Source organism: Mycobacterium sp. G7A2, assembly GCF_041902445.1.
Lineage (GTDB): Bacteria > Actinomycetota > Actinomycetes > Mycobacteriales > Mycobacteriaceae > Mycobacterium.
Genome location: NZ_CP169251.1, coordinates 4092545 through 4109667 on the forward strand (window position 1 = coordinate 4092545; position 17123 = coordinate 4109667).

The following is a 17123-nucleotide window of genomic DNA, read 5'->3' on the forward strand; positions in this document are numbered from 1 at the left end:
ATTACAGTATGACTTTGCAGATTGGTCGGCAGAACCGACGGGAGGCCCAGCTGTGGAATCGCCGGTACGAGACACCGAGATGGACGAACCCCTCGACCTGCACGATCCCTACCCGATGTTCGCCCGGCGACGTTGCGAAGGCGGGGTGTTCCGCGGCTCGGTGATGGACTGGTCCAAGACCCCGGCCTCGATGACTCCGCAGAACGTCTACGCAGCCGTATCGTTCGATGCGGTCAACCGGGTGTTCCGTGACGGCAAGGTGTTCAACTCGACGATCTACGACTCCACCATCGGCCTGTTCATCGGCCCGACGATCCTGGCGATGGAGGGAAGGACGCACTGGGCACACCGCAATCTGGTTTCCGCGGCGTTCAAGTCGCGCTCGCTGGCGCGCTGGGAGCCCGAGATCGTCCGGCCGGTGGTCACCTCGCTGATCGACGAACTCGTCGACTTTGGCGAGGCAGACCTGGTGCGGGACTTCACCTTCGAATTTCCCACCCGGGTGATCTCGGCGCTGCTGGGTCTCCCCCAGGAGGATCTGCCCTGGTTTCGCAAAAGGGCGGTGGCGTTGATCAGCTACGCGGTCGACTACCAGCGCGCTTTCGAGGCCTCGGCGGAGTTGGAGAACTATTTCCTCACCCTGATCGATCAACGGCGATCAGCGCCGACCGAAGACATCATCGGCCACCTGGTGTCGGCTGAGATCGACGGCGAACGGCTGACCGACGAAGCGATCTTCTCGTTCCTGCGCCTGCTGCTGCCAGCCGGGCTGGAGACCACCTACCGGTCTTCGGGCAACCTGTTGTACCTGCTGCTGACCCACCACGAGCAGTTCGACGCCGTCAACGCCGACCACAGCCTGATCGGCTCGGCGATCGAAGAAGCACTGCGCTTCGAGACGCCGCTGACCACGGTGCAGCGCTACACGAGCGAGGACACCGAGATCGACGGGGTGCCGATCGAGGCCGGCTCGGTCATCGACGTGTGCATCGGCTCGGCCAACCGCGACGAGCGCCGCTGGGAACGCTCCGAGGAGTTCGACATCTTCCGCACGCGGACCCCGCACATCTCTTTCGCCGCCGGCGAGCACACCTGCATGGGGCTGCACCTGGCCAGGATGGAGACCAGGGTCGCCGTCGAATGCCTGCTCACGAGGCTCGACGACATCCGCTTGGTCACCGACGACGACCCGCACATCCACGGCCAGCCGTTCCGGTCACCGACGGCGCTGCCGGTGACGTTCCGGCCCGCCTCCGCCCAACCCGCGAAATAGAGTTCCTGGCTATGGGTAGGCCCGGATTCACAGCCCTGGCTTCTCACTCGCGGGAGCGACTGCACGTCGATCACCTGTTACCCCACGCCCTTCATGGAATTACAACGGTAACTATTACAGTAATTCCACCCGGCTACACTCACGCTGCCATGGGTCGACGCCGTCGTCAGGAGGTAGTTCCGTGATCAAGGTGATGCAGGGCGTTCGGGTTCTCGAGGTCGCACAGTTCACTTTTGTGCCCGCCGCCGGCGCGATCCTCGCGGATTGGGGCGCCGACGTCATCAAGGTCGAACACCCGGTCCGCGGCGACACCCAACGTGGCTTCGTCAACATGGGCGGATTCCAGCTCGACCCCAATCGCCATCCCCTCATCGAGCACCCGAACCGCGGCAAGCGCAGCGTCGGCATCGACGTGTCCACCCCCGAAGGCCAGGAGGTGCTCTACGAGATCGCCAAGACCGCCGATGTGTTCCTGACCAACTACATGCCCCAGGCGCGGCAGAAGAACAAGTTCGACATCGAGCACATCCGCGCGGTCAACCCGAACATCATCTACGCCCGGGGCAGCGCCTACGGGGACAAGGGGGCCGAACGACTGGTCGGAGGCTTCGACGGCACCGCGTTCTGGACCCGCAGCGGCGTCGGGCACGCGCTGACCCCCGAGGAGCTGGGCGGGGCACTGCCGCAGGGCATTCCGGCCTTCGGCGACTCGATCGGCGGAATGAACATCGCAGGCGGGATCTCCGCGGCGCTGTTCCACCGCGAACGCACCGGCGAAGCCGTCGAGATCGACGTCTCCCTGCTCAGCACCGCATGGTGGGCCGCGGGTGCGAGCGTCACCCAAGGCATGGAGACCGGCGAGACGATGCGGTCACTGATGCCCGGCACCACGACGTCGGTCAACCCGTTCATGGCCAACTATCAGACCTCCGACGGTGGAACCATCAACCTGTGCATCGTCAGCCCGACCGGCTACATCCGCGACACGTTCGAACACCTCGGCCTGCCCGAACTTGCTGACGATCCGCGCTTCTGCGACGTACTGCCGCTGATAAACAACGCCCAAGCGGGTGTCGAACTCATCGCTGCGGCGATCGCGGCCAAGCCGTTCGAATACTGGCGCCAGCACCTCAAGTCGATGAAAGGTCAGTGGGCGCCGTTCCAGAGCCTGGTCGATCTGGCCACCGACGAGCAGGCCATCGCCAACGACATGATCGTCGAGGTGGACGCCAACGACGGTGGCAGGCCATTCAAAGTGGTTCGGGGACCGGTGCAGTTCAACCACGAACCGCTGGAGACCACCCGCGCCCCGCAGGCATCTGAGCACACCGAAATCGTACTCATGGAACTGGGGCTGGACTGGGACCGGATCGAGGCCCTCAAGGACGTGGGCGCCATCGCCTGACGCGCTGCGCGTCAGGGCTTTTCAAGGCCTGCCAGGGCGGAATTCGCCTTGTCGAGGCGCACCGGTACCCCCGTCAACCAGGCCATCCCGGACAACGCCTCCACGTCGTCGGGATCGCTGGAGGTCAGCTGGTTGACGTTGGCGCCGCCTGCGCGGTTGGCCAACCGCCACCCGCCGGTCCCTCTGTGACCCCAGCCGTGCGGCACCGCGATGACGCCGGGCACGATGTCCTTGGTCACGCAGACCGGGACGTTGATCCGACCGTACGGCGAACTGACCGTCACCTCGGCCCCGTCGCTGATGTCCAATTCGGCGGCATCATCAGCGTTGATCAACCCGTGCTGGCCGCGATCACCGCGCATGAGCAGCGGCGCGTTGTGCATCCACGAGTTCTCCGAACGGGTTTCGCGCATACCGATCATCCGCAGCGGAAAGCCCTCGGGTTCCGTGCGGCGGGCCATCCCGGCGATCTCGGCGGCGATGTCCTGGTGGGCGAGCCGGATCCGGCGCTTCGGATAGCCGATCACCGAACCGAGGACACCGGTGGCCAGGTTATCGTCGAGGACCGTTCCGTGGGCGTGTTCTGCGGTGAGCCGGTCGAACGTCAGACCGCTGCGGCGCAATCCGAAACGGTCACCGCCCGCGCAGACCCGGATCACGCCGTCGGCGAACCTGCGAGGTGTGAACTCGATGCCGACCCGGCGCAGCAACCGGTTGGCCGCACCGAACATCGTGAACACCGTCGATTCACCGTTCAGGCGTCCGATCAGGTCACCGATGATCTCCCACTCCTGGCGCGCCTGCCCGGGCGGTCCGACGACGGCCTCGGTGGCCTGACGAAACGGCGTGGCCTGGAACATCTGGAAGGTCAGCGGGAAATCGTCGCGTTCGTACATCGTGGTGACCGGCAGCACGTAGTCGCAGTGCGCGGTGGTCTCGGTGAGGTAGAAGTCCAGCGCCACCGACAACTCGACCGACTCCAACGCCGACTCCAGCTCGGGACCGTTGGGTACCGACAGCACCGGGTTGCCGGCGCTGACGAACATCGCCCGGATCTGGCGCTGCCCCGGGGTGAGCATCTCCTTGGCCATCAGCGCGGCCGGCTCGGAGCCGATCACCGAGCGGAAACCGCCGATGCGCGAACGCCGCCGCCGGTAGGTGCGCCGCAACGCCGCGCCCATCGCGATGTTCACCAGCCGCTGACCGGGCAGCCCGAGACTGCCGAACACCGACCCGCCCGGCACATCGAGGTTGCCCGCCACCAGGTTGACCACATCGATCAGATACGAGGTCAGGGTGCCGTGGCGCCCGACGCAGGTGCCCAGCCGCCCGTAGATCGCCGCGCGCGGCGTGGCGGCGAGGTCTCGCGCCAGCGCACGCACCACGTCGGGCTCGATGCCGGTGTGCCGCTGGGTGGTCTCGGGCGCGAAGGACGCCACCAGCGCGCGCAGCCAGCCCAGCCCGTCGGCCTGCGCGCCGATCCGCCGCTCGTCGACGAGGTTCTCGTCGAACATCACCTGCAGCAACGACAGCAGCAGATAGGCGTCGGTGTCCGGCACGATCCCGCACCATTCGAACGCCGCAGCCGTCTCGGTCCGTCGTGGATCGACCACCACCACCCGCCCGCCGCGTTTGACGACGTCGTTCATCCGGTCCTTGATCCGCGGCGCGGTCAGGAAGCTGCCGTGTGAGACAACCGGATTCGCGCCGATCACGACCAGAAGGTCGACGCGGTTCAGGTCCGGTATCGGTACCGAGATCGGGGTGCCGTAGAGCAGTTGGCTGGCCATCAGCCGGCTGTTGGTGTCCTGCGAGGAAGCCGTGTAGAAGTGCGTGCCGCGGCCCAGCCCCTTGATGAACGCCAGGATCGACAGCACGTGGGCATAGCTGAACGCCCCCGGATTACCCATGTACCAGCCGACCGCGCCCGGCCCGTGCTCGCCCACGATGCGCGAGAGGCGGTTGGCGATATCGGTCATCGCCTCGTCCCAGCCGACTTGTTCGAAACCGGTGGGAGTGCGCCGCAGCGGCATGGTGACCCGGTCGGGGTCGTTGACCACCTCGGTGAAGGCGATGCCTTTCTGGCACGCGAATCCGGTGGACAGCGGGTGGTCCCTGTCGGGTCGCAACGCAACGAGCCGGCCGTCTTCGACGGTGGCAACCATGCCGCACAGCGGCTCACAGATGCGGCAGAACGTCACCTTGTGTTCGATGTTGGCGGTGGTGTCGGCCATGTCATCCACCTTCGCATGCAGCTGTTGGGGATAGTGTCGAAATCGGTGCGCTGGATAGTCGACGGGATGAACGTGATCGGCTGCCGTCCTGACGGGTGGTGGCGCGACCGCCGCGCCGCGATGGGCGCACTGGTGGAATGCCTCGGACAGTGGGCGGCACGCGCGAACGCCGATGTGACGGTGGTGTTCGAACGTCCCCCTTCGCCGCCCATCGAGTCGCAGGCGGTCACCGTCACCCATGCTTCGGCGGCCGCGCCGAATTCCGCCGACGACGAGATCGTCCGCCTGGTCACCGCCGATCCCCGCCCCGAGCAGATCCGGGTCGCCACCTCCGACCGCGGTCTCGCGGACCGGGTGCGGGCGGCGGGGGCCTCCGTGTTTCCTGCCGAGCGGCTGCGCGACATGGTCGACCCGCGCTGAGCCTCACGCCAGGATCCGCACCGGGACATGCGAGTAGCCCGCGACGTTCTGCATGCTGACACGGCGGCAGCCGTCCCAGAGCACTTCGTAGCGCGGCATCAGATCCAGCAGCTTGTCCAGCGCTATCAGCGTTTCCATCCGCGCCAGTGCGGCGCCCAGGCAGCTGTGGATGCCGTAGCCGAATCCCAGGTTCTGCGCCTCGGTGCGATCGCGGTTGATGTCGAAGTCATCCGGTGCGGTCCAGGCATCGGGGTCGCGGTTGGCCGACGCTCCGAGCAGGAACACCGGGGCGCCTGCCGGGATCGTGACCCCGTGCATCGTGACCTCGTGGGTGGACCGGCGGACGTTGTACTGCACCGGGGCGTCGTAGCGCAGCAGTTCTTCGATCGCGGCGGGGATCTTCGAGCGGTCGTCGAGCAGCTGTTGCCACTGCTCGGGATGGCGGGCGAAGGTGGCGATGGCACCGCCCACCAACTTGGTCACCGTCTCGGCGCCGGCACCGCCGAGCAGCGTCGCGAACCCGGCGATCTCGGAGTCCCGCAGCCGGTCGGTGGCCCCGTCGTCACGGGTCACTTCGGCGGCGATCAGGGCACTGATCATGTCCTCGCGCGGAGCTTCGCGGCGCTCCTGGATGAGCTGGTAGTACATCAGCCACATCTCGGCCATCGCCTGCTTGCCGGATTCCGAGATGTCGATCTGGCCGGGTTCGCGGTGCAACGATTCGTCGATCCAGAGCCTGACCTGCTGACGCCGCTCTTCGGGGACCCCCAGCATCTGGGTGATCACATCCACCGGGAAGTACACCGAGAAGTCGCTGACCACATCGAAACTGGGCCCGGCGGACGCTGCCGCGAGGAATCTTTCCACGGTGTCGGACACCATGTCGTGCAAAGCGCTGATCGCGCGCGGGGTGAAGACCTTGTTCACCAGGCTGCGCATCACCCGGTGTTCGGGCGGGTCGATCGAGATGATCATCTTGGCCGGCGCCTTCTGTCCGGTGCGCACCATGCCCAGGTCGACGCCATAGGCCGACGAATAGGTGGCGAAGTCCTTCAACCCGGCCGCCACGTCGGCGTGCCGGCTCAATGCGTAGAAGTCGTACTCCGCGTTGTAGAACACCGGCGCCTGCGTCCGCAGCCGGGGATAGAACGCGTGCGGATCCCGGTAGAAATCCGCGGAGAAGGGGTCGAACACCACGGCGTCCTGCTCGGTGTCGGCGGCCACGCGCCCACCTCCTGTAAGGCATCCGGTTGTGCTTTCGATAAGCCTATCCTGCTGACGGCCCCGCGCGAGCGCAACGTCGAACCACACGCGGGCGACACCCAGCTGGACGCGTCGCCGTCCGGCGCGCGCAGTTGCTCTTCGCCATCCGGCGCGCGCAGTTGCTCTTCGCCATCTGGCGGGCGCAGTTGCTCTTCGCCATCAGGCGCGCGCAGTCTGCGCTTCGCCGAACCGCGCATTCTCATCCTGGGGGCATTACCGTAAGATTTACTGTTGCATGGACTCCGAACGGCCGGATCCACTTCTTCCGCCGCCCCGAAAGGATTCACCACGATGACTGATGTCGCGATCATCGGTGTCGGCCTGCACCCGTTCGGCCGGTTCGAGGGTAAATCCGCGATGGACATGGGGGTCGACGCGATCGGCGCCGCGGTGTCAGACGCCGGGATCAGCTGGTACGACATCCAGTTCGGGGTGGGCGGCAGTTGGACGGTGGCCAATCCGGACGCCATCGTCGGCATGGTCGGGTTGTCCGGCATCCCCTTCACCAACGTTTTCAACGCCTGTGCCACCGCAGCCAGCGCCACCAAGGCCTGTGCGGACGGAATCCGGTTGGGCGACTACGACATCGGCATCGCCGTCGGCATGGACAAGCACCCTCGAGGCGCGTTCACCGAGGACCCGGCGCTGGTGGGCATGCCGGCCTGGTACGCCGAGAACGGCCAGTATCTGACCACCCAGTTCTTCGGCATGAAGGCCAACCGCTACCTGCATCAGCACGGCATCAGCCGTCAGACGCTGGCCAAGGTCGTCACCAAGAACCTGCGCAATGGTGCCCTCAATCCCCACGCATTCCGCCGCAAACCGATGACCGAAGACGCTGTGCTGAATTCACCGATGCTGAATTATCCGCTGACCCAGTACATGTTCTGCTCACCTGATGAAGGAGCGGCCGCAGTCATCATGTGCCGGGCCGACCTCGCCCACCGCTACACCGACAAACCGGTGTACGTGCGCGCGGTCGAGGTGCGTACCCGCAAGTACGGCGCCTACGAGGTGAACACCACCTTCGCCCCGGTGGACGAAGACGTGGCGCCCACCGTGTACGCCGCCCGTGCAGCGTTCGAGAAGGCCGGAATCGAACCCTCTGACGTCGACGTGATCCAGTTGCAGGACACCGACGCCGGCGCCGAGATCATCCACATGGCCGAGGCCGGGTTCTGCGCCGACGGCGACCAGGAGAAATTGCTCGCCGACGGCGCCACGGAGATCGGCGGGTCGATGCCGGTCAACACCGACGGTGGACTGCTGGCCAACGGGGAGCCGATCGGCGCCTCCGGACTGCGGCAGATCCACGAGATCGTCCGCCAACTTCGCGGCCAGGCCGGCGACCGCCAGATCCCCGGCGAGCCCAAGGTCGGCTTCGCCCAGCTCTATGGCGCACCCGGCACGGCGGGCGCGACCATCCTGAGCACCTAGCAGCTCACCTGCACGCCCAACCCCAGTTCCTCTCGCCAAACCGGCGACCCAGTTACTCACGCCCAACCAGCGACCCAGTTCCTCACGCCCAACCAGCGGCCCAGTTCCTCACGCCGAGCGTGAACTGAGTGCGAAAACGCGCGGGATTTTTCGCGGTGAGTTCACCCTCGGCGACTGAACGTCAGGACTCCTTCGTGGCAGTCGGCGCGGCATAGGCGGGCTTGCCGAGTCCCAGCACGTACTGGGCGATCATGTTCCGGAACACCTCGAGCGTGCCGCCGTAGATGCCGACGAGTGGTGCGAACCGGTAGATGTATTCGGCGGCCCCGTCGTCGGCGGCTCCGTCCGCACCGTCGGGAAGCGCTGAGGCCGCGCCCAGCATGTCCATCAAATCCGGAGAGATGTCGCGCATGGTCTGTGCGAGGGCGACCCGGCCGAAGATGCTCGGCGCGGACAGGGCCGCCTCCATCCGGGCGACGCTGCGGCCCAGCCGGTAAGCCACCGCGCCGTCGTCGACCGCGCACCGCTGCGCGGCCTTGTCCACCGCGGTGGCCATGAACATCGCCTGGTGCATCATGATCGACACGTCCGCCAACCCGTCGTCGGCCGCGTCGACCGCGCCGTGCTCGGCGTTCAGCGGCTCGCGCACCACCGTCCAGCCGTCGTTGACCGCGCCCAACCGATAGCGATCGTCGACCCGCACGTCGCTGTAGTAGACGATGTTGGTGCGGTCTCCGTCCACGGTGCGGATGCCCTGAATCTCCACCCCCGGGGAGTCCAGCGGAACCAGGAACATGGTCAGGCTCTTGTGTTTGGGAGCCGTCGGGTCGGTATTGGTGATCAGGAAGACGTACTGACAGTTGTGCGCGCCGGTGGTGAACATCTTCGATCCGTTGATGATCCACCCGTCACCATCACGCACCGCCCTGGTCTTGCAGGTGGCCACATCCGAGCCGCCCTCGGGCTCGGTGTAGCCCAGGCACATGCGGACATGCCCGCTGTAGACCCCTGGCAGCACTTCCTCCCTCAGCTCGGGCGAGGCGAACTTCTCCACCGACCGGGCGATCATCGCCGTCGTGCCGGAGGTCACCCACGGCACATGAGCGCGGCGCTTCTCCAATTCCCAGATCCGGCGCCGCACCCGGGTGAAAGCCTTGTCCGAATCCGGTTTCCATTCCTGCTCGAGGTAGCCGGCAGCCCCGAGCGCGAGATGCACGCCCTCGTCGAAGTTGTCACCGGTCTCGCGGTCGCGCCGGATGACGTCCTCGGTGACGATCTCGCTGAGGAACTCGCGAACGTCGTCCTGGAACTTCTGGTCCTCGTCGGACAACTGCACCCGGGAGAAATCCATTGCTCAGCTCCGTCCTTCCCGTTCGGCCACGACCGCGGCGATGTACTTCGCGGTGGTCGCGGGGTCACCCCCGGCGATCGCCCAGCCCCGAGCCCGCACCAGATAGGCCGTAGCGGCCGCCTCGGCGGACACCCCCAGACCGCCCTGCACGTGGACCGCCATCGTCGCCGCCTTGGCCGCCTCCTCGGCCATGAACACGAACACCGACGGCGCCAGCTCGCGCCGCTCGGCCGGTTCGTTGTCCGAAAACCAGGCCGCGCGCCGCGCGAGGTTGCGTCCACCTTGCACGGTGATGGCGATGTTGGCCAGCGGGTGCGAGATGGCCTGCAGCGTCCCGATCGGTACCCCCAGTGTGTAGCGGGTCTTGGCGAACTCGGTGGCGATGGTCATCGTCTCCTCCACCAGCCCGACCAGAGCCGCGCCGGTGAGCAACCGCCATTCGTCCAGTGCCCGCTGGTATTCGGCGAGCGCGTCGGCCCCATCGGCCAGCACGGTGCGGCTGTCGGCAGTTGCCGGGTCGACCCACGCCATCGGCAGCTTGCCGATGTTGTCGACACGGGCCGGCCGAGAAGCGAAGGTCAAGGCGACGATCTCGGTCCCGTCCCGGACCAGCACCTGTCCAGCGACCGACCCGGCCGGGATCAGCCGCCTGCCCGTCACGGCGTCCTGCCGCGGGTCCAGGGCGAGCAGTTTTGTGCCGTTGACCACGTCGGCGTTCACCTCGCCGAGCCGGGCCAGCAGCCGTTGAGCACAGACGTGGTCGATCCACGGCACCGGGGCCAGCGACCGACCGATCTCCTCGGCCACCAACGTCAGGTCCACCAGCGTCGCCCCGTCACCGCCGACCGACTCCGGCACCGCCATGGTCGTTGCGCCCATGGCACACAGCCGCTCCCACAGATTCTTGTCGAACCCTGACCCCTCGGCCGCGCGCACTGTCTCGATCGGGCACCGGGAGGCGAAGAAGTCCCTGTAGGCCGCCTGCAATGCCTGATGGTCTTCGGACAGGCTGTAGTCCAGCCTGCGCAGTTCGTAGCGGTCCATACTCAGTCGGTCTCCTGTCCGAAGAAGAAGCTCTCGGCATTGTTGAACAGATAGTTGTCCAGGACCTCGGGCGGCAGCTCGAGCGCGAGCGCCTCAGGTACGACGCGACTCTGCCGCAACACCGGCCAATCGGAGGCGAAGATCACCTTGGTCTTGCCGCGGGTACGCAGGTAGTGCAATAGGCTTTCGGGCAACCGCTTGGGTGACCATGCCGACGTCATGATGCGCAGGTTGGCGTACTTGATCAGCAACCGAATCGCGATGTCCCACCACGGATCGGCCCCGTGGATCATGCACAACTTCAGTTCGGGAAATCGTACGCACACCCGGTCCAGGTGGATCGGGTTCTGCACCTCTCCGGGGATCGGTGGACCGGGGATCCCGGTGTTGACGCACAGCGGCAGCCCGAGCTCGGCACACTTGGCGTAAAGCGGGTAGTAGACCGCGTCGCTGGGCGGGTACATGCCGTCGCCCCAGAAGCTCGGGCCGACCGCGGCGTAGGCGACGGGCAGGTCCCTGCGCACGGCGGTCAGCTCGGCCAGCGCCGGCACCGGGCGCAGCAGGTTGACCCCGCCGATGGCCAGCGCGAACCGGTCGGGTCGCTTCTCGACGAATTCGCGGGCAGTCACCGACGGCTTGACCAGATTGTCCATCAGAATCGCCTTGACGACGCCGTGCTCGTCCATCTCGTCGAGCAGAGCAGGTAGCTCGACCTGGTCATAGAGGGACTGGGGTCCCTTGAAATAGTCGTCGCGCACCTTGAGCATGAACTCCGGTTGCTTGGCGGTCTCGCCGAAGTGGACGTTCACCAGGCAGTCGATGACTCTGGGGTTGGCTGTCGGGGAAACCGATTGCGTCACGGGACCACCATCGTGTTCGATTCGGCGGCAAGAGCTTTCGCCCAGCGATAGTCCGCCTTGCCATTGCCGAGCCTGCGCACCTCGTCGACGACGATGAACTCCTTGGGCGTCTTGAACCGTGCCAGCGCCGCGGTGCAGGCGACGCGCAGGTCATCGCCCGACACCGTGATGCCGGGTCGGGTGGCGACCAGAGCCACGATCTCCTGGCCCCAGCGGTCGCTGTCGCGCCCGACGACCAGGGCGTCGGCCACGCCGGGGTGCGCGCGCAGCACAGCTTCGACCTCCTCGACGAACACCTTCTCGCCGCCGGTGTTGACGACCAACGAGTCCCTGCCGTACAACCGCAGCGTGCCGTCAGCCTCGAGGCTGGCCCGATCTCCGGACACCACCACCCGCTGCCCCTGCACCACCGGGAACGTCGCGCGTGTCGCATCGGGGTCGCCGAAGTAGCCCAGCGGGATTCGCCCCTTGCGCACCACCCAGCCGATCTCCGGGTCGCCCGGCTCGACGAACCTGGCCAGATCAGCCGAGACGACCGTCCCGCCCTCGCGCAGGTCGAACGTCTCGCGGCTGGACCCCATCCGGTTGTGCCCGAACCCCATGTTGCCGGTTTCCGACGACCCGTAACCGTTGATGATCGTCACATGCGGAAGCTTGTCCAGCAACGCCTGAACGTGTTTGGGATTGGTTGCCGCGCCGCCGGTTCCGACGGCGTAGAGCGTGGACAGATCGTAGCTGCCGCGGTTGAGCTCCTCGATCAACGGAGCAGCATAGGCGTCGCCCACCATGGTCATCAGCCCGACCTTCTCCCGTTCAGCGGTCCGTAACACCGTCTTCGGATCGAATTTCGCGCGATCGTCGTAGAGCACCACGGGTAGACCCGCCAGAGCCCCGGAGAACACCGTCCACAGGCCCGCGGCGTGCATCAGCGGAGACACCGCGAACCAGGGCGGGCCCTGGTTGTCACGTACCTTGTGGTGGATCTCGGTGGCCGATTCATGGTCTGCGCCAAGCATCGATGACACGTAGGTGTCGCTCTGCCGCCACAACACACCTTTGGGTCGACCGGTGGTGCCGCCGGTGCAGTACATCATCAGGTCGTCGGGTGAACCCTTGATCCGGCTGTCCGGATCACCTGCGGTGATTGCATCGTCGAGATCGACAGAACCGGGTAGCGCCGGGGCGTCGCTGCCGTCGTCGACCGCGATCATCAGCTCCGCGCCCGCCGGGGGCAGCACATCGGCGAACTTGGCGCCCAGTGCGCGGTGACAGACCACCGCCCGGGGCTTGACGTAGTCGAGGAGTTCTGCCACCTCACGCGGGGTGTAGTGATGGTTCACATTGACCGGCACGCAACGCGCCTTCAACGCCCCGATCACCACCTCCGGGTAGCGATCGTTGTACATGATCAACGCGACCCGGTCCTGGCCGCACTGCCAGCCGTCGAGCTGATCACGATCGCAGTGGACACCGAAATCGCGCTCCGCCAAAAAGTTCGCGAAGCGGCGGGTGCGCTCTGCCATCTCGGCGTAGGTCGTCGTGCGCTCGCCGCACACCGTCATGTGCCGGTCTCCGACGACATCGGCGATGGCGTCGACGACATCACCGATAGTCCACTCCCCCATGATTATTCGCTCCTCACGTGCACAGACCTGGTCCGATGACCGCTACGCGGTGATCAGAGCGTCTTTGCCCAGTAGCGTCAGCGCGTTGTCGCGCATCACTTTCCGGGTGTCTTCGGTACTGAACTCCGGGAACTGGGGAATGTCCGCGGTGAACGTCATCGGGTCGGCCAGGCCTTCTCCGTGCGGCCAGTCGGATCCGAACAGGATCTTGTCCACCCCGATGGTCTCGGCGAGCAGCTTCACGTCGTCTTCGTAGTAGGGCGCGATCCACACGTTGTTGCGCAGCTGTTCGACCGGGTCCGCCTTGTAGTGAGAGGGCGCGGTGTTGGCGGACTTCTTCAGCCGCTTGATCAACCGGTAGACGAAGTAGGACCCGTTCTCGATGCTGGCCACCTTCAACTTCGGATGCCGGGTGAACACCTGGTGCACGATCATCGAGGCCATCGCGTCGTGAATGGCCCGGTCGTCGAGGAGCACCTGGTCCAGCGGATCCTTCTTGCCGAATCCCTCGAAGGTGTCTTGGCCACCCCACAGCGCCGCGATGGCCAGGTATCCGCTGTCGGAGAGGTGGAAGACCACCGGCACGCCAGCCTCGGCGAGCCGGGCCCACACCGCATCGTGCACGGGATCACCCAGCGAGCGCGGCTTGACCAACCCGGGCACGGGCGCGGGCCGCACGCAGACGATCTTGGCGCCTCGGCTCAGCACGAACTCGACCTCTTCGACCGCTTTGTCGGGATCAGCCAACGAGATGATCGGCGCGGACAAAAAACGGTGGTCGGGACGGTCGAATCCCCAGTCCTCGTCGAGCCACAGATTGAACGCGTGCACCGAGGCCATCGTCGCCTCGATGTCGCTTTTCAACGCCTCCTCGACGCCACAGGCGAACGTCGGCAGCATGAAGACGGTCTCGAGGTTCTGCTTGTCGAGGATCTTCACCCGGGCATCGCGATTCTGGTACTCGGGGTGCTCAGACAGCCGGTCGACCTTCATCAGCGAGGCCGGATCGACACCGTCGGGAATCTCGCCGCGGAACAACAGATCCAGACACCCCGGTTCGATGATGGGATCGAACGTCGGATTGGGGATGAAATGGTTGACGACACCCCCCATCACAGCGAAGGTGCGTTTGCCCTCGGTGAGCATCTGCACCCCGCGACGCTTGAACTCCTTGGGCAGATGCCGGGTGAACGCGTCCAGCGGCTCGTAGTAGTGGTTGTCCACGTCGATCGCGCGGTAGTCCAGTGGCTGCACGGGATGTGCGGTCATGGCTTTTCCTCCTCCAACGGCGGGAAGTTCGGCGGTCGTTTTTCGAAGAATGCGGTGATGCCTTCGATGAAATCGGGGCGTTGCATCGATTCGTGCATGAGTTTTTCGGCCTGAGCGCTGGTGGCGACCATGTCGCGCAGCGCGTCGTCGTACACCTGCCGCTTGATGACCGCCAACGCGGTGGGCGCGCAGTTGCGCGCGATGTCGTCGGCGTAAGCCAAGGCTCGCGGAAGCAGTTCGTCGGGGGGCACGACCTCTTTGACCAGCCCCAGCTCGAGTGCTTCCTCTGCGTAGAAGGTGCGTCCACTGAGCAGGAGGTCCAGCGCGGAGCTCCAGCCGACCACACGGGGCAGGATCCAGGAGATGCCGTACTCGGCGATCAGACCGCGACGGGCGAACGCGGTGGTGAACTTCGCGCCCGCGGCGGCGAAGCGGATGTCGCACATCAGGGCCTGGGTCAGTCCGATCCCGGCGCAGGCGCCGTTGATCGCCGCGATGATCGGCTTGTTCACCCCGGTGACGAAGTACGGATGCCGCTCGCCGACCAGTTGCGTCACGTCGGTATCCGACGAAGTGCTCGCTTCGCCGATCGCGTCGAGATCCCCCATGTCCGCACCCGCACAGAACGCCCGGCCGTTGCCGGTCAGCACCACCACCCGCACGTCCGGATCACGCGCAGCACGATCGATACAGCGATAGAACGCACCGGCCAAACCGCCGCCCCAGGCATTCATCCGGTCCGGCCGGTTGAGCGTCACCACGGCCACGCCGCTGTCGCGCAGCTCGAACAGAACGGGACTCGTCGTGTCGGAAACGGTCACCGCGACGTCCTCATCGCTCGATCAGCCCCTCGCACTTCAGCCGCGATATTTGCTCATACTGTACACCTATCGGTACATCCTTCGACAAGGCGCGTTCGAGGGGTCGCGCTCAGTGCTCGGCCAGCCCGAAACGCCGGTAGGCATTGCGGATCTGGGCTTTCGCAGCCTCGGGCAGAGCCGCCTGCGGAGGTCGCGATTCGGGGTGGTTGCCGATCGGCAGCCCCAGTACGGACGCGGCATACTTGAACGCACCGCCCCAGTGGGTGAAGTAGTCGGGACGGCCCGGATAGCAGGTGAACCAGGGACCCCGATCGGCCTCGAACTGATCCATGCCACTGACCCGTGCGTAGTCCATCGCTTCGATCAGCTTGCCGTCCCAGATCAGGTTCCAGTAGTCGGTGAAGACCCGCCGCTGCGGAGTCTCCATCAGGTAGCCGGCTGTGCCCAGCTGCGCGGCGCACACGATCCCCTCGTGCAACCAGCCGGCCCGGTAGACGGTGGTGTCACATTCCCAGATCACAAGCTCCGGCGCCAGATCGTGTAGCCGCCTGCTGTTCGCGGGCCGGAAGGCGCCCTCCTTGGAGGCGCACACCGCAGGGATCTCGGCGACGATGCGGGCGCTCTCGTCGGCGGTCAGCACATACCCTGACGACGGCGAGTTGAACATCCCCAGCGCGATGTCGGTGCGATCGGCGACGTAGCGGAAGAAGTTCAGCACACCCTCGCCGCCGTGGGTCTCCATCATCGGTGTTTGCAGGTAGACGATGTCCGCTCCGGCCGCCTCGGCGTGGCGAGTCAGCTCGAGGCAGTCCTTGGCCGCCGTCGCCGCAGCGCAGGCCTGCACCACCACCTCGGGGTTGATCGCACGTGCCTCCTCGATCGCCACCTCGAGAAGTCGCTTGCGCTCCTCGATGGTCAACGACCAGAACTCGGCTACACCACTTGTACACCAGAGCATTTCATGGTTCAGGTCGCCGACGCAGTGGCGCACCAGATGCCGGTAGGCGGCCCAGTCGATGTCGTCCCCGTCGGGCCCGCAGAACGGCGTGTACAGCGAGTCTCCGATTCCGCGCAGCGCTACCCGCGCCCAGTCCCGCGCCTCCGCCGCCGTGGCCATTCGCCGCCCCTCGATCGATCAGTCGTCACCGCCGTCGACGATGATGTCGGCACCGAACCCCATCCCACACCCACCGCCGACCACGGCGACGGTGACACCGGCGTTCATCGGAGACCTCCCGAGCAGGTCAGGTACCGGTCCAGTTCGGCTTGCGTTTCTCGGCGAACGCAGTGGCCCCTTCCATCGCGTCCTTGGACGAGAACACCGGAAACACCAGTTCGCCCTGCTTCTTCCACATCTCCGCCTCCGTCCAGTCGGCGGACTTGGTCATGACCTCCTTGGTCACCGCGACCGCGAGCGGACCGTTGGCGGTGATCCGCTCGGCCAACTCCAGTGCGCCGGCCAACGCCTCACCCGGTTCGGTCAGCACGTTGACGAACCCCCACGCGGACGCCTCCTCGGCGGTGAAACTGTCGCCGGTCAACGCGAGTTCGAGCGCCTTTTGATATGGAATCTTCTTCTGCAGTCGCAGCAACCCGCCCCCAGCGGCGACCAGACCACGCTTGACCTCGGGGATGCCGAACTTCGCGTTCTTGGCCGCCACGATCAGATCAGTGGCCAGCACGATTTCCGTACCGCCGGCCAGCGCATAGCCCTCGACGGCCGCGATCAGCGGCTTGCGCGGCGGGCGCTCGGTGAAACCGATCCCGCGCCCCTCGATCGCGGGCACCTCACCGGCCATGAACGCCTTGAGGTCCATTCCCGCGCAGAAGTTGCCGCCCGCGCCGGTGATGATCCCCACCGAAAGCTCGGGCGTGTCGTCGAGTTCGTCCACCGCATCGGCCAAGCCTTGCGCCACTGCAAGATTGAAGGCGTTGCGCGCCTCCGGCCGGTTGATCGTGATGATCAGCGTCCGTCCCTGACGCTCGAGCAGAACCTCGTCTGACACTGTGCCCCTTTCGCATTCCGCCACGCTCGACGGACAGGATATCGCCGGGTATCGCTGGAAAAGCTTACTATAGGACTTACAGTAGTAGGGTGAATCGACGGCGGCCGTTCCCCCT

At 66.0% G+C, this 17123-nt stretch carries 14 protein-coding genes; 4 read left to right on the forward strand and 10 right to left on the reverse strand.

Going from position 1 to position 17123, the window contains the following annotated elements; genetic code table 11:
* Positions 1 to 79 precede the first annotated feature (79 nt).
* On the forward strand, positions 80 to 1273 hold the full coding sequence (locus ACEWX3_RS19485) for a cytochrome P450 (protein WP_374157384.1): 1194 nt from the start codon (positions 80 to 82) through the stop codon (positions 1271 to 1273).
* A gap of 193 nt (positions 1274 to 1466) precedes the next feature.
* Positions 1467 to 2678 (forward strand): CaiB/BaiF CoA transferase family protein, encoded by a 1212-nt coding sequence (locus ACEWX3_RS19490; RefSeq protein WP_374159901.1) that lies wholly within the window; start codon positions 1467 to 1469, stop codon positions 2676 to 2678.
* 11 nt (positions 2679 to 2689) lie between these two features.
* Here ACEWX3_RS19490 and ACEWX3_RS19495 read toward each other — a convergent pair whose 3' ends face one another.
* Entirely contained in the window at positions 2690 to 4912 is a 2223-nt protein-coding gene (locus tag ACEWX3_RS19495) for a molybdopterin-dependent oxidoreductase (RefSeq protein WP_374157385.1), read from the reverse strand.
* 45 nt (positions 4913 to 4957) lie between these two features.
* Here ACEWX3_RS19495 and ACEWX3_RS19500 point away from each other — a divergent pair, with 45 nt between their 5' ends.
* Positions 4958 to 5332 (forward strand): NYN domain-containing protein, encoded by a 375-nt coding sequence (locus ACEWX3_RS19500; protein ID WP_374157386.1) that lies wholly within the window; start codon positions 4958 to 4960, stop codon positions 5330 to 5332.
* A 3-nt stretch (positions 5333 to 5335) separates the two neighbouring features.
* Here ACEWX3_RS19500 and ACEWX3_RS19505 read toward each other — a convergent pair whose 3' ends face one another.
* On the reverse strand, positions 5336 to 6556 hold the full coding sequence (locus ACEWX3_RS19505) for a cytochrome P450 (protein WP_374157387.1): 1221 nt from the start codon (positions 6554 to 6556) through the stop codon (positions 5336 to 5338).
* 330 nt (positions 6557 to 6886) lie between these two features.
* On the opposite strand from ACEWX3_RS19505, the gene ACEWX3_RS19510 reads away from it, so the two are divergent.
* Complete coding sequence (locus ACEWX3_RS19510) at positions 6887 to 8032, forward strand: thiolase family protein (protein WP_374157388.1); 1146 nt, start codon at positions 6887 to 6889, stop codon at positions 8030 to 8032.
* Positions 8033 to 8213: 181 nt separating this feature from the next.
* On the opposite strand, the gene ACEWX3_RS19515 is transcribed toward ACEWX3_RS19510, so the two are convergent.
* From ACEWX3_RS19515 to ACEWX3_RS19550, 8 genes are all read right to left on the reverse strand, one after another.
* Positions 8214 to 9383 (reverse strand): acyl-CoA dehydrogenase family protein, encoded by a 1170-nt coding sequence (locus tag ACEWX3_RS19515; protein ID WP_374157389.1) that lies wholly within the window; start codon positions 9381 to 9383, stop codon positions 8214 to 8216.
* Positions 9384 to 9386: 3 nt separating this feature from the next.
* Positions 9387 to 10427, reverse strand: a complete 1041-nt coding sequence (locus ACEWX3_RS19520; RefSeq protein WP_374157390.1) for an acyl-CoA dehydrogenase family protein — start codon at positions 10425 to 10427, stop codon at positions 9387 to 9389.
* Between the two features lie 2 nt (positions 10428 to 10429).
* Positions 10430 to 11194 (reverse strand): amidohydrolase family protein, encoded by a 765-nt coding sequence (locus tag ACEWX3_RS19525; protein WP_374159902.1) that lies wholly within the window; start codon positions 11192 to 11194, stop codon positions 10430 to 10432.
* A gap of 89 nt (positions 11195 to 11283) precedes the next feature.
* Positions 11284 to 12912, reverse strand: coding sequence for an acyl-CoA synthetase (locus ACEWX3_RS19530; protein WP_374157391.1), 1629 nt, complete (start codon positions 12910 to 12912; stop codon positions 11284 to 11286).
* 42 nt (positions 12913 to 12954) lie between these two features.
* Positions 12955 to 14181 (reverse strand): amidohydrolase family protein, encoded by a 1227-nt coding sequence (locus ACEWX3_RS19535; RefSeq protein WP_374157392.1) that lies wholly within the window; start codon positions 14179 to 14181, stop codon positions 12955 to 12957.
* Positions 14178 to 15002 (reverse strand): enoyl-CoA hydratase, encoded by an 825-nt coding sequence (locus ACEWX3_RS19540; RefSeq protein WP_374157393.1) that lies wholly within the window; start codon positions 15000 to 15002, stop codon positions 14178 to 14180. Before ACEWX3_RS19540 ends, ACEWX3_RS19535 begins: the two co-directional genes overlap by 4 nt.
* A gap of 109 nt (positions 15003 to 15111) precedes the next feature.
* The gene (locus ACEWX3_RS19545; protein ID WP_374157394.1) at positions 15112 to 16119 is read right to left on the reverse strand and encodes a dihydrodipicolinate synthase family protein; all 1008 of its coding nucleotides are present in this window, start codon (positions 16117 to 16119) and stop codon (positions 15112 to 15114) included.
* Between the two features lie 127 nt (positions 16120 to 16246).
* Complete coding sequence (locus ACEWX3_RS19550; RefSeq protein WP_374157395.1) at positions 16247 to 17008, reverse strand: crotonase/enoyl-CoA hydratase family protein; 762 nt, start codon at positions 17006 to 17008, stop codon at positions 16247 to 16249.
* Positions 17009 to 17123: the final 115 nt, after the last annotated feature.

Bases quoted from the DNA above. Each gene is read 5' to 3' on its own strand.
- ACEWX3_RS19485 (WP_374157384.1), top strand. From the start codon at position 80: ATGGACGAACCCCTCGACCTGCACGATCCCTACCCGATGTTCGCCCGG.
- ACEWX3_RS19490 (WP_374159901.1), top strand. From the start codon at position 1,467: ATGCAGGGCGTTCGGGTTCTCGAGGTCGCACAGTTCACTTTTGTGCCC.
- ACEWX3_RS19495 (WP_374157385.1), bottom strand. From the start codon at position 4,912: ATGGCCGACACCACCGCCAACATCGAACACAAGGTGACGTTCTGCCGC.
- ACEWX3_RS19510 (WP_374157388.1), top strand. From the start codon at position 6,887: ATGACTGATGTCGCGATCATCGGTGTCGGCCTGCACCCGTTCGGCCGG.
- ACEWX3_RS19515 (WP_374157389.1), bottom strand. From the start codon at position 9,383: ATGGATTTCTCCCGGGTGCAGTTGTCCGACGAGGACCAGAAGTTCCAG.
- ACEWX3_RS19520 (WP_374157390.1), bottom strand. From the start codon at position 10,427: ATGGACCGCTACGAACTGCGCAGGCTGGACTACAGCCTGTCCGAAGAC.
- ACEWX3_RS19525 (WP_374159902.1), bottom strand. From the start codon at position 11,194: ATGCTCAAGGTGCGCGACGACTATTTCAAGGGACCCCAGTCCCTCTAT.
- ACEWX3_RS19530 (WP_374157391.1), bottom strand. From the start codon at position 12,912: ATGGGGGAGTGGACTATCGGTGATGTCGTCGACGCCATCGCCGATGTC.
- ACEWX3_RS19535 (WP_374157392.1), bottom strand. From the start codon at position 14,181: ATGACCGCACATCCCGTGCAGCCACTGGACTACCGCGCGATCGACGTG.
- ACEWX3_RS19545 (WP_374157394.1), bottom strand. From the start codon at position 16,119: ATGGCCACGGCGGCGGAGGCGCGGGACTGGGCGCGGGTAGCGCTGCGC.